13 protein-coding genes are annotated in these 12418 nt (G+C 73.1%); 4 read left to right on the top strand and 9 right to left on the bottom strand.

What is annotated here, in order from left to right; all coding sequences use genetic code 11:
• Nucleotide 1 precedes the first annotated feature (1 nt).
• A complete protein-coding gene (locus IE239_RS17865; protein WP_190150470.1) occupies nt 2-718 on the top strand; it encodes an ABC transporter permease in 717 nt (238 codons plus the stop codon).
• Nucleotides 719-776: 58 nt separating this feature from the next.
• Nucleotides 777-1187 carry a hypothetical protein gene (locus IE239_RS17870; RefSeq protein ID WP_190150335.1) on the top strand — a complete coding sequence of 137 codons (411 nt, stop codon included), beginning with the start codon at nt 777-779 and terminating at the stop codon, nt 1185-1187.
• 40 nt (nt 1188-1227) lie between these two features.
• Here the strand turns inward: IE239_RS17870 and mug are convergent, their stop codons facing one another.
• From mug to IE239_RS17910, 8 genes are all read right to left on the bottom strand, one after another.
• Nucleotides 1228-1725, bottom strand: coding sequence for a G/U mismatch-specific DNA glycosylase (gene mug, locus IE239_RS17875; protein WP_229878159.1), 498 nt, complete (start codon nt 1723-1725; stop codon nt 1228-1230).
• Between the two features lie 44 nt (nt 1726-1769).
• A complete protein-coding gene (gene purB / locus IE239_RS17880) occupies nt 1770-3212 on the bottom strand; it encodes an adenylosuccinate lyase (RefSeq protein WP_190150336.1) in 1443 nt (480 codons plus the stop codon).
• Nucleotides 3213-3420: 208 nt separating this feature from the next.
• Nucleotides 3421-4212 carry an SGNH/GDSL hydrolase family protein gene (locus tag IE239_RS17885; protein WP_190150337.1) on the bottom strand — a complete coding sequence of 264 codons (792 nt, stop codon included), beginning with the start codon at nt 4210-4212 and terminating at the stop codon, nt 3421-3423.
• A gap of 166 nt (nt 4213-4378) precedes the next feature.
• Entirely contained in the window at nt 4379-5392 is a 1014-nt protein-coding gene (locus IE239_RS17890) for a hemolysin family protein (RefSeq protein ID WP_190150338.1), read from the bottom strand.
• Nucleotides 5389-6723: a hemolysin family protein gene (locus tag IE239_RS17895; RefSeq protein WP_190150339.1), complete on the bottom strand. Its 1335-nt coding sequence runs from the start codon at nt 6721-6723 to the stop codon at nt 5389-5391. Before IE239_RS17895 ends, IE239_RS17890 begins: the two co-directional genes overlap by 4 nt.
• A gap of 223 nt (nt 6724-6946) precedes the next feature.
• Complete coding sequence (locus IE239_RS17900; RefSeq protein ID WP_190150340.1) at nt 6947-7372, bottom strand: GNAT family N-acetyltransferase; 426 nt, start codon at nt 7370-7372, stop codon at nt 6947-6949.
• Between the two features lie 60 nt (nt 7373-7432).
• The gene (locus tag IE239_RS17905) at nt 7433-10000 is read right to left on the bottom strand and encodes an ABC transporter permease (RefSeq protein ID WP_190150341.1); all 2568 of its coding nucleotides are present in this window, start codon (nt 9998-10000) and stop codon (nt 7433-7435) included.
• A gap of 4 nt (nt 10001-10004) precedes the next feature.
• The gene (locus IE239_RS17910; protein WP_190150342.1) at nt 10005-10865 is read right to left on the bottom strand and encodes an ABC transporter ATP-binding protein; all 861 of its coding nucleotides are present in this window, start codon (nt 10863-10865) and stop codon (nt 10005-10007) included.
• A 147-nt stretch (nt 10866-11012) separates the two neighbouring features.
• On the opposite strand from IE239_RS17910, the gene IE239_RS17915 reads away from it, so the two are divergent.
• Complete coding sequence (locus IE239_RS17915) at nt 11013-11270, top strand: toxin-antitoxin system HicB family antitoxin (protein WP_190150343.1); 258 nt, start codon at nt 11013-11015, stop codon at nt 11268-11270.
• Between the two features lie 3 nt (nt 11271-11273).
• On the top strand, nt 11274-11648 hold the full coding sequence (locus tag IE239_RS17920; protein ID WP_190150344.1) for a fic family toxin-antitoxin system, toxin component: 375 nt from the start codon (nt 11274-11276) through the stop codon (nt 11646-11648).
• 25 nt (nt 11649-11673) lie between these two features.
• On the opposite strand, the gene IE239_RS17925 is transcribed toward IE239_RS17920, so the two are convergent.
• The gene (locus IE239_RS17925; protein WP_190150345.1) at nt 11674-12414 is read right to left on the bottom strand and encodes a class I SAM-dependent methyltransferase; all 741 of its coding nucleotides are present in this window, start codon (nt 12412-12414) and stop codon (nt 11674-11676) included.
• Between the last annotated feature and the right edge of the window lie 4 nt (nt 12415-12418).

Genomic DNA, 12418 nt, shown 5'->3' on the forward strand with positions numbered 1-12418 from the left:
CCTGACGTTCCCGCCCGCACTCCACGCCGAGTGGATCAAGATCCGCACGCTGCGCCCGCAGATCGGCGCCCTGGCCGCCGTGCCGCTCGCCACGGTCGCGTTCTCCGCACTGGCGGGACTCGGCGCCGGCGACGACGACATCCTGTTCTCCGCTTTCTTCGGCGTGAACTTCGGGCAGATCGCAGCGATCGCCTTCGGTACCACGGCCGTCTCCGCCGAATTCCACACCGGCGCCCTGCGCCTGTCGCTGGCCGCGGTGCCTCGCCGGGGCAGCTGGTTCGCCGCCAAGCTGACGGCGATCGGCCTGCCGGTGCTCGCCGTCGGCCTGGTCACGGGCCTGACGGCCCTGGCGGCGGGAGCGATGACGGTGGGGCCGCAGGCGCGGGACGCGACCCCTGCGGAGTGGGTGCGCGGGACGGCCGGCTGCGCCGTCTATCTCACGCTGATGGCCCTGCTGGCCGCCGGTCTGACGACGGTCCTGCGCAGCGGGGTGGGGGCGCTGAGCATCCTCGTCCCCTTCCTGCTGCTCGTGTCCTTCGTCCTCGGCGACGTGAACGGCAACGCCGCCGACTTCCTGCCCGACCGGGCCGGCCAAGTCGTCCTGCACAGCAGCTGGGACGGCACGCTGGGGCCGTGGACGGGGCTCGCGGTGAGCGCGCTGTGGACGGCGGCGGCAGTCGCCGCGGGCCTGTGGCGGGTGCGGGTCCGGGACGCCTGAGCGGGACCGCGCACTGACGTGCCGCCAATTGTCAGTGGCGGCCGGTTTACTGGATCTCATGGACATCGCGCACGGTCTGGCCACCGTTGACCTGCTGAGCGTCCGCGCGCTGCCCGCGCAGGGGTATCTCGTGGCGGAACTGCAGACCGGCGGGGACTTCCACGGCGAGGGCCGCGGCGCCTGGGGGGAGACGGAGGAGCAGTTCGAGGCCGACCGGGACGGCCTCTCGGAGCGGTTGACCGGCCGCTGGGGGCCGCCGCACCTCGTCAGCCTGGCGAGCACGCTGGAGCGCTCCACGGCCGGCGAGGACATACCCGAGCCCTGGGCATCGCTCAGTGGTCATGTCCCGGACCTGCACCTGTGGCAACTGCCCGGCACACCACGCTGGATAGCGCTCGGCGTCTCCCAGTGGGACGCCGAACTGCCCTTCCAGCTCCTGCTGGTGGTGACGGAGAACGACCCGCCCTGACCCGGGGTCGGGGCGGGGCATGGAGGCGGCCGTCGCGCCGTCAGTCCTGCGCCGCCGCCCGCAGCCGGGCGTACTCCTGCGCCATCGTCTCCGTCGTCCAGTGCGCGTTCAGCCCGCTGGGGTTCGGCAGCACCCACACGCGGGTCTCCCCGATGCGGCGCTCCTGCGGCCCCACCGCGGCCTTGCGGTCCTCGAACGCGGCCCGGTAGGCGGTCACGCCCACGACCGCCAGCCAACGCGGCTCCAGCGCCGTCACCTTCCGCGCCAGCAGCCGGCCGCCCTCGCGGTACTCCTCGGCGCTCAGCTCGTCCGCCCGGGCCGACGCCCGCGCCACCACGTTGGTGATGCCGAGCCCGTAGGACAGCAGCTCCCGCTGCTCGGCGGGTTTCATCAGCCGCGGCGTGAAGCCGGACAGGTGCAGCACGGGCCAGAAGCGGTTGCCGGGGCGGGCGAAGTGGTGGCCGGTCGCCGCCGTCATCAGACCCGGGTTGATGCCGCAGAACAGCACGCGCAGGCCGTCCGCGACGACGTCCGGCACGAGTCGGTCGCGGGCGGCCTCCAGCTCCGCCTGGCTGAAGCGCGTCAGAGGATCGCTCCCGGGGTGTAACCGGCGGCCTCCGGCCGCTGCCCGACGATCTCCTCGATCCGGCCGACCACGACGGCGACCTGCGCGGACGCGGCGCCTGTGAAGGACAGCTTGTCGGCCATCAGCGCGTCCAGCTGCGCCCGGTCGAGCGGCAGGCGCTCGTCCGCCGCCAGCTTGTCCAGCAGCTCGTTGCGCTCGGCGCCCTGCTCGCGCATCGCCAGCGCCGAGGCCACGGCGTTCTCCTTGATGGCCTCGTGCGCCACCTCACGGCCGACGCCCGCGCGCACGGCGCCCATCAGCACCTTGGTGGTGGCCAGGAACGGCAGGTAGCGGTCGAGCTCGCGGGCGACGACGGCCGGGAAGGCGCCGAACTCGTCGAGCACCGTCAGGAACGTCTCCAGCAGGCCGTCCAGCGCGAAGAACGCGTCCGGCAGCGCGACCCGGCGCACCACCGAGCAGGACACGTCGCCCTCGTTCCACTGGTCGCCCGCCAGCTCGCCGGTCATCGACGCGTAGCCGCGCAGGATGACCATCAGGCCGTTCACGCGCTCGCAGGAGCGGGTGTTCATCTTGTGCGGCATGGCGGACGAGCCGACCTGGCCGGGCTTGAAGCCCTCGGTCACCAGCTCGTGCCCGGCCATCAGCCGGATCGTCTTCGCCAGCGAGGAGGGCGCCGCGGCGAGCTGCACCAGCGCGGTGACGACCTCGTAGTCGAGCGAGCGCGGGTAGACCTGACCGACCGAGGTGAACGCCTGCGAGAAGCCCAGGTGACCGGCGATCCGGTCCTCCAGCCCGGCCAGCTTCGCGGCGTCCCCGCCCAGCAGGTCCAGCATGTCCTGGGCGGTGCCCACCGGGCCCTTGATGCCGCGCAGCGGGTAACGCCCGAGCAGCTCCTCGACCCTGCCGTAGGCGACGAGCAGCTCGTCGGCGGCGGTCGCGAACCGCTTGCCCAGGGTCGTGGCCTGCGCGGCCACGTTGTGCGAGCGGCCGGCCATGACCAGCTCGCCGTACTCGCCGGCCAGCTTGCCCAGGCGTGCCAGCACGGCCACCGTACGGTCGCGGACCAGCTCCAGCGAGAGGCGGATCTGCAGCTGCTCGACGTTCTCCGTCAGGTCGCGGGACGTCATGCCCTTGTGGACCTGCTCGTGCCCGGCGAGGTCGTTGAACTCCTCGATACGGGCCTTGACGTCGTGCCGGGTGACCTTCTCGCGCTCGGCGATCGAGGCCAGGTCCACGGTGTCGAGGACGCGCTCGTAGTCGGCGATCGCCGCGTCCGGCACCTCGATCCCGAGGTCCTTCTGGGCACGCAGCACGGCGAGCCAGAGCTGACGCTCCAGCTTCACCTTGTGCTCGGGCGACCAGAGCGTGGCGAGCTCGGCGGAGGCGTAGCGTCCGGCGAGGACGTTGGGGATGCGGGGCTTGGCGGGAGCGGAAGTCACGTGGACGGATTCTACTGGCGATTCGTGCAGGTCGGCGCACGGTCCGGTTCGGCGGAACCTACGAGACCGGGGTCACTCGTCGTGGCCGCGGGGGGGAGCCCGCCGGTCTCCCGGGCGGGCGGCGTGCCGCGCCGGGCCACCGCCGGGGCACCGCCGGGGCACCGGGGTTCCGGCGTCGCCGAGAGTCCTCGGCCGGTCGCCCCGGCCTTCACGCCGTCGGACCGTCGTAGGGCAGCAGATCGGGCCGCTTCGGCGGCAGTCCGTCCCCGGAGGAGCGGCCCGTGAGGCGGCGGCCGATCCACGGCAGCAGGTGCTGCCGGGCGAACCGCGCGTCGGCGACCCGGCGGGCGGCCCACCCCGGGGGCGGCGTCGCCGCCATCGGCGCGTGCCACTCCATGCCCTCGGGGTCCTCGGGATCGTGCCCGAGGGTCTGCCAGACGGCCTCGGCGACCCTGCGGTGGCCCTCCGCCGTCAGATGCAGCCGGTCGACGTCCCACATGCGCGGGTCGCTCAGTGACGGCGCGCCGTACAGGTCGACGACGAGCGCGCCGTGCCGCGCGGCCAGCTCCTCGACGCACACGAAGAGCTCCTCCATGCGCGGCCGGAACCGCTCCAGGACAGGCCCCTGCCGTCCGGGACTGCGCATCAGCACCAGCTGCCGGCAGTTCGGCGCCAGCCGCTCCACGGCCTCCGTCAGCAGGCCCTTGACCCGGCCCATGTCGCACTTGGGCCGCAGAGTGTCGTTGAGGCCGCCGACCAGGGTGATCACATCGGCGCCCATCGCGGCCGCCACCGGCACCTGCTCCTCGACGATCTGCCCGATCAGCTTGCCGCGGACGGCCAGGTTGGCGTACCGGAAGCCGGGGGCGCGGGCGGCCATCCGTGCGGCGAGGAGGTCGGCCCAGCCCCGGTAGGTGCCGTCGGGCAGCAGGTCGGACATGCCCTCGGTGAAGGAGTCGCCGACGGCGACCAGGCTGGTGTGTGTGGGGTTCGTCTGCATGGCGACACAGATGGTAGCCCGAGTCGCATACCCGTCGGTCGGTCGCCTCTGCCCGCCCGGCGGCCAACCGTCTCCGAGGCCCGGCGGCCAACCGCCTCCGTGGTCCGCCGGTCGGCCGCCTCCGCGAGCCGCGCGTGCCTGCCGCGCGCGGCTCGCGCCGCTCCTGTCAGGCGCGCTGCCCGAACAGTTCCCGCAGCACGTCCTCCATGGTGACCAGGCCGGCCAGCCGCCCGTCGGAGCCGAGCACGGCCGCCAGATGCGTATGGCTGCCCCGCATCGCGGTCAGGACGTCGTCCAGCGGCGTCGCCTCCCGGACCCGCGCGATGGCGCGCATGTCCCGCAGCCGGAACGGAGTGTCCCGCGGCGAGGCGTCCAGCGCGTCCTTCACGTGCAGATAGCCGACGATCCGCCGGCCCTCGTCCACCACCGGGAACCGGGAGAACCCGGACTCGGCGGCCAGCGTCTCCAGCCCCTCGGGAGTGACTCCCACACGCGCGTGGACGACGCGTTCCAGCGGCAGGACGACGTCCCGCACCGGGCGGCGGCCCAGCTCCAGGGCGTCGTGCAGCCGCTCCTGGGCGCGGTCGTCGATCAGCCCGGCCTCGCCCGCGTCCCTGACGATCTGCGCCAGCTCCGCGTCCGAGAAGGTCGCCGTGACCTCGTCCCTCGTCTCGATCCGCATCAGCTTCAGCAGGGCGTTCGCGAAGGCGTTGATCGCGAAGATCACCGGTCGCAGCCCCCGGGCGAGGGCGACCAGCGGCGGCCCCAGCAGCAGGGCGCTGCGCACCGGCTCGGCGAGCGCGACGTTCTTCGGGACCATCTCGCCGAGCAGCATGTGCAGATAGGTGGCGAGGACGAGCGCGATCACGAAGGACACCGCGTGGCCGGCGCCCGTGGGCACCCCCGCCGCGTGGAACACCGGCTCGAGCAGGTGCGCGATGGCGGGCTCGGCGACCACGCCGAGGAGCAGGGTGCACAGGGTGATGCCGAGCTGTGCGGCCGCCAGCAGGGCCGAGACGTGCTGCAGTCCCCACAGCACGTTCCTGGCGCGCCGGTCGCCCTGCTCGGCGTACGGCTCGATCTGCGAGCGGCGTACGGAGATCAGCGCGAACTCGGCGCCCACGAAGAACGCGTTGACGACCAGGGTCGCCAGCGCGATGAGCAACTGGACGGCGATCACTTGTCGGCCCCTTCCGCGGGGGTGTCGGCGAGCGGTGCGTGCAGCAGCACCCGGGCGGCCCGGCGGCCGGAGGCGTCCACGACGTCCATGCGCCAGCCGGCGACCTCCAGGGTGTCGCCGACGGCCGGTATCCGGCCCAGTTCGGCGGCGACCAGACCGGCCAGCGTCTCGTAGGGGCCCTCCGGGGCCTGCAGTCCGACGCGGGCGAGCTGGTCGGTGCGGGCGGAGCCGTCGGCCGAGTACAGGGTGCGGCCCTCGTCGTCCGAGCCCGCGGGGGCGAGGTCGGGCGTCTCGTGCGGGTCGTGCTCGTCGCGGACCTCGCCGACGACCTCCTCGACGATGTCCTCCAGCGTCGCGACGCCCGCCGTGCCGCCGTACTCGTCGATGACCACGGCCATCGTCCGTTTGCCGGACAACCGGTCCAGCAGCCGGTCCACGGTGAGCGACTCGGGCACCAGGAGGGGTTCGCGCATGATCTCCGAGACCGGCACGCGCGGGCGCCGCCCGGCCGGGATCGCCAGCACGTCCTTGATGTGCGCGGTGCCGACCACCGTGTCGAGGCCGCCGCGGTACACCGGGAAGCGGGACAGCCCCGTGGCCCGGGTGGCGTTGGCGACGTCCTCGCAGGTCGCCGCGGCTTCCAGGGCGACTACCTGCACACGCGGGGTCATCACGTTCTCCGCCGTCAGGTCGGCCAGGTTCAGGGTGCGCACGAAGAGCTCGGCGGTGTCCGCCTCCAGGGCGCCCTCTCTGGCCGAGTGCCGGGCCAGGGCCGCGAGCTCCTGGGGACCGCGTGCGGCGGCCAGCTCCTCGGTGGGCTCCACGCCGAAGAGTCGCACGACACGGTTCGCGGTCTCGTTGAGATGGCTGATGAAGGGCCGGAAGGCGGCGCTGAACCAGCGCTGGGCGTTGCCCACGCCCTTGGCGACCGCCAGCGGCGACGAGATCGCCCAGTTCTTGGGCACGAGTTCGCCGACGACCATCAGGAACACCGTCGACAGGGCCGTGCCCAGCACCAGCGCGACGGAACCGGCGGCCGTGCTCGACAGACCGAGCGACTCCAGCGGCCCGGAGATCAGCCTGGCGATCGACGGCTCGGACAGCATGCCGACCACCAGGTTGGTGACCGTGATGCCCAACTGCGCGCCCGAGAGCTGGAAGGTGAGGTTCCGTACGGCCTTCAGCGCCCCGGCCGCGCCGCGCTCGCCGCGCTCCACCGCCCGTTCGAGTTCGCTCCGCTCGACGGTGGTCAGCGAGAACTCGGCGGCCACGAAGGCGCCGCATGCCAGCGACAGCAGGATCGCCACCAGGAGCAGCAGCACTTCGGTCATCGGGTCACCTCCGTCCCAGGATCGGACAGGGCGGGGGGCAGCGCGCTGTGTCGCGTGCGGGTGCGCGTGCGGGTTCGGGTGCGCGCGCGGGTTCGTGTGCGGCTACGGGGAGGCTCGCCCATGGGCGGACGCTCACACCTTTCATGACGTCGTGGGGACCGCGCGGCGATCCGCGCGGCCCCCCCAGGGTAAAGGATCGGCAAAGTGGTCTTGTGGGCCCAGGTCAGTCGACGAGCGGCTTCACCCAGCGCCGCCACTTCTCCTCGGGCGCGTACCCCGCCGCGCGCCAGGCATGATGCGCCGTCTCGTTGCGGGTGAGCACCATCGCGTCCCCGCGGCGGCCGCCCAGCCGCACGAACCGCTCCTCCGCGGCCGCCAGCAGCGCCGACCCGACGCCCCGGCGGCGGCGCCGCGGGTGCACGGCCAGCCGGTACAGGTGGCACCGCCAGCCGTCGAACCCGGCGATCACCGTTCCGACCAGCTCACCGCCCTGCTCGGCCAGGATCAGCGCCTGCGGGTCGCGGGCGACCAGCCGCTCCACTCCGCCGCGGTCGTCGCTGATGCTCGTCCCCTCGGCGGCGGTTTTCCAGAAGGCCAGCACAGTGTCCAGGTCATCGGGTGTCGCGGCCCGTATCCGCAGTTCAGACATGCGTCGATCCCATCACGGGCGGAGCGCCGGAAGGGGAACCCGGTGCTCTTCCACGGACCCTCAGTCGTGCGCGATCGCGGCGAGCACGTTCAGCCGGGACGCGCGCAGCGCGGGCAGCAGCGCCGCGACGACGCCGACGACCGCCGAGCCCACCACGACCGCCACGATCGTGCCCCACGGGACGGCCAGGGCCTTCATGCCCTGCAACTCCAGCACCTGCTGCATGCACACGCCCCACACCAGGCCCAGCGCCAGCCCCAGCACCGCGCCGAACACCGCGATCACCACCGACTCCAGCCGGATCATCCGGCGCAACTGCCGTCGGCCCAGTCCGATGGCGCGCAGCAGCCCGATCTCCCGGGTCCGCTCCACCACCGACAGGGCCAGCGTGTTGACGACGCCGAGCACCGCGATGACGATCGCCAGCCCGAGCAGCGCGTACACCAGATAGAGCAGCACGGCGATCTGGTCGTGGACGAGCTTCTTGTAGTCGGCCTGGTCACGCACCTGCACCTGCGGGTACGCGTCCAGGGTCTTCTCCAGCAGGGGGCGCAGCCGGTCGGCCGTGGTGCCGGAGCGCGCGTTGACGTAGAGCGCGGTGTCCTGCCCGCCGGGCACGTACTTCTCGACGGTGGCGATCCCGAAGAACACCCCGCCCCGGGCGCCGAACCCGTCCGCGGTCTCCTGGTCGGTGAGCGCGCCCACCTTCAGCGACGCCGTCCGGCCGCCGGGGAACTCCACCGGGAGCACGTCGCCGAGCCGCACCCCGTGGTCCTCGGCGAAGCCCACGTCCATGCCCAGGGCGCCGTCGGCCAGCGCGGCCGCGGTGTCGCCCGAGGCGTAGGGGACGTGTGCGACGTCGTCGACCCGGTCGCCGTAGCCGGCCGCGGTCGTCTCGACGCGCTTGCCGTCGGGCAGCCGAAGGGCGATCGGCGCGTACCGCTGCCGCACGACCAGGCCGACGCCCTCGGTGCCGCGCACCGCGTCCGTGACCTCCTCGGAGAACGGCGTGAAGCTGGCGCTCTGGATGATGAAGTCGGCGCCCAGGGTCTTGTCGATCTGCTGGTCGAAGGACTTGGACATGGAGGCGCTCGCCACCGACATCCCGCCCACCAGGGCGAGGCCCACCATCAGCGCGGCCGCCGTGGCGCCCGTCCGGCGCGGGTTGCGCAGCGCGTTGCGCTGGCTCATCCGGCCGACGGACCCGAACAGCGCGGGGAACGCGCCGCCCAGGACCCTGATCACCGGCCGGACCAGGAGCGGTCCCGCGATGACGGTGGCGGTCAGGGTGAGCACCACGCCCAGCCCGAGCAACGACGACGCCGTCGCCGTCTTCGAGGAGGTCGCACAGCCGACGAGCGCGGCCGCTCCGAGCGCCCCGACGACCGAGCCCACCACGGCGCGCACCTTCAGCGGCCGGCCGACTCCGGCGACGTCCGCGTCCGCGAGGGCCGCCATCGGCGACACGGTCGCCGCGCGCCGGGCGGGCAGGTACGCCGCCACGAAGGTGACGCCGACGCCGACGACGTACGACGACACCGGGGTCGCCCATCCGACGACCATCTCCGTGGTCTTCAGGTTCATGCCGAAGGCGCTCATCAGCTTGATCAGCCCGGCCGCGAGGCCGATGCCGGCGGCCAGACCGAGCGTGGAGCCGACCAGGCCCAGCAGCACCGCCTCGGTGAGCACGGAGCGGCGCACCTGCCGGCGGTCGGCGCCCAGGGCGCGCAGCAGACCCAGCTCCCTGGTCCGCTGGGCGATCAGCATCGAGAAGGTGTTGACGATCAGGAACACGCCGACGAGGACGGAGATCCCGGCGAAGCCGAGCATCACGTACTTGATGACGTCGAGGAAGCCGCCCAGCGCCTGCGCGGACGACTTCGCCTGCTCGTCGGCCGTCTTCACCTCGTAGGGACCCGCGCCGACCGCGGCGGCGACGCGCTTCTTGAGCACCGCGTCGCTCACCCCGGGGGCCGCGTCGACGGAGATGCTCGTGACCCTGTCCGCCGTCCCCAGCAGCTTCGCCGCGGCCGTGTCGGGGGCGAGGTAGACCAGGGCCGCGCCGGGATTGGTGGTGGTGAAGGTGGCGATGCCGACGACCTCGACCTTGAACGAGCCCGGCTGGGCCATCACGGTGAGCGTGTCGCCGATGCGCACGTGCTTCCTGCCGGCGGTGTCGGCGTCCAGCACCACCTGGTCCGCGCCCCGCGGGGCGTGCCCCGAGGTCAGCTTCACCGGGCTGCGGTGGGTGACGAACCAGTCCGTGGCGATGGTCGGCGCGCCCGTGGACGGACCCAGGGACCTGTTCTTCGCGTCGACGACCGTGACGCTCTGCACGCTCACGTCGCCGTGGGCGGAGGCGACGCCCTTCACGCCGGCCAGTCGCGTGGCGAGCGAGGCGGGCACGGTCTGCACCGCGCCGGTCGGCACGGACGAGGTGAGGTCCTCCTTCGGCTTCACGGTGACGTCCGCCGACGTGGACGCGAAGAGGCGGTCGAAGGTGCGCGTCACCGTGTCGGAGAAGATCAGGCTGCCCGCGACGAACGCCACCGACAGGACGACGGCGAGCGCGGACAGCAGCAGCCGTCCCTTGTGCGCGAGAAAGCTCCGGAGCGTGGCCTTCAGCATCGGATCACTTCTCCCCGGAGCCGGAGCCGGAGCCGGATTCGGCGCCGACCGCGCTGGGGCCGCCGCCCCCGCCCTCGCCGTCGGACTGGGCGCGGATCACGTCGAACTGTTTCATCCGCTCCAGCACCGCCTCGGCCGTGGGCCGCTGCATCTCGTCCACGATCCGCCCGTCGGCGAGGAAGAGCACCAGGTCCGAGTGGGCCGCGGCGCCCGGGTCGTGGGTGACCATGACGACGGTCTGCCCCAGGGCGTCGACGGCCTCGCGCAGGAACGCGAGGACCTCCAGCCCGGCCCGTGAGTCCAGGTTGCCGGTCGGCTCGTCGGCGAAGATCAGCTCGGGGCGGGAGGCGAGCGCACGGGCGCAGGCCACGCGCTGCTGCTGGCCGCCGGAGAGCTGCGACGGCCGGTGCTTGAGCCGGTCCCGCAGGCCCAGCGTGTCGATGACCTGGTCCAGCCACCGCTGGTCGGGCTTCTGGCCCGCGATGTCCATCGGAAGGGTGATGTTCTCCGCCGCGTTCAGCGTCGGGATCAGGTTGAAGGACTGGAACATGAATCCGATCCGGTCCCGCCGCAGCCGGGTCAGCTCCCGGTCCTTCAGGCCCGTGATCTCGGTGTCGCCGAGCCACACCTGGCCGGCCGAAACGGTGTCCAGGCCCGCCAGGCAGTGCATCAGCGTGGACTTCCCGGACCCGGACGGCCCCATGACGGCGGTGAAGCGGCCGCGCGCGATGTCCACGTCCACGGCGTCCAGCGCGAGCACGGTGGTCTCGCCGGAGCCGTACGCCTTGGTCAGACCTCGGGCGCGGGCCGCGATCCCGTCGGCCGAGGCCAGGCCGGGGACGTGCTCCGCAGCAGGTGTGGACAAGGCTGCCTCCTCGCTCGGTGGACGTGCCGACTACGCATCGACGACTGTGCCTGGCCGAGCGTAGTGTGACCCGGCGCACAGCCGGTATCCCTTTTCGACCATCCGCCGCCCTTGCCGCTGCTAGCGCTATGGCGCTAGCTTCGAGGTATGGCGAAGACCCAGCTGAACGTACGCGTGGACGAGGGCACGGCCCAGGTCGCGCGCGAGCGCGCCACAGCTCGTGGCATGAGCGTCAACCGCTACATAGAAGAGCTGGTCAGACAGGACGCCGGGGAGATCGGCCATACCTTCGTCGAGGCCGCGGGCGACTTCATGAAGCAGTACGAGGCCCTCTTCGCCGAGGAATTCGGCGCGGAGCGCGAGGGCGGGGCACGCGAGGCGGCCACGCGCGAAGGTCGCCGCTGACCCTTGAGCGACCTTCGGATCGACCTCGCCTGGCTCCTCATGCTCGCCGAACAGAAGACCCCGGGGGACCCCCAGGTCACCGACTGGGGCGCCCTGGTCGCGGCCGTCGCACGCCACCAGGCCGAGATATTCGACGTTCCCGTCTACGGCGATCCCCACGCGCGCGCCGCCGCGCTGCTGCAGCTCCTCATCCACGTACCGGCGTTGGAGCGTTCCAACGCGCTGTTCGCGTGCGCCGTCGCCTACGCCTACCTCGTGGCCAGCGGGCTGAAGATCGCGATCTCGCCCGAACAGGTCCGCGATCTCGCCAGGCTGGCCAAGAGCGGAGAGGCGTCGGTGTCCGAGATCGCGGGCGAGCTGCGCCGATGGAGCCGGTAGCTCCCCCGCCCGCCCGCCTCGCGCTTCACCCGGGCTCCGGGGGCCGCCAGGCGGCGCCCGTCACGCAGTAGGAGAACGGCCACCGCGGACCGTGCTCCGGCAGCGTCGTGCGGCGGTAGGGGCCCAGTTCGAACCCGGCCTCCCGCAGGGCGCCGACGGTGTCACGGGTGAGCCGGCAGCCGCCGGCCAGGCGCGGCCACACCGTGCGGTCCAGTACCCGTTGGGTGAGGAGCATCGCCGGGCCCCCGCCGGGCCCGTGTTCGAAGAACCGCACCTCGCCGCCGGGCCGCAGCACCCGCCGCAGCTCCGCCAGGGCGCGCTCCACGTCCCGCACGCTGCACAGCACCAGCGAGAGCACCGCCGCGTCGAACGCCTCGCTCTCGACCGGCAGCGCCTCCGCCGCCCCCGGCACCACGTCCACGGGCACCTCGGCGCGCAGGGCGGCCTCCAGCGCCCACTGCCGCAACCGCCGCTCCGGTTCGATCGCGACGACCTCGGCGACGGCCGCCGGGTAGTGCGCGAAGTTCAGCCCGCTGCCCGCGCCGATCTCGACGACCCGGCCGGAGAGCCCAGCGAGCAGACGGTCGCGCACACCCGCGAGGCCCGCGCAGGTCTCCGCGGCCACGCCCAGCCGGGCGTAGCAACGGGCGAACACCGGATGGCGGACGTCGTCGCCGCGCACCTCGCCGGATCCGGGACCGGAACCGCGGCCGGGACCGGGGCCGGTTCGGGAGCTGGAGCTGGAGCCGTGGGGCCGTGACGGCATGGCG

The sequence above is a fragment of the Streptomyces humidus genome, from assembly GCF_014649655.1.
Taxonomy (GTDB): Bacteria; Actinomycetota; Actinomycetes; order Streptomycetales; family Streptomycetaceae; genus Streptomyces; species Streptomyces humidus.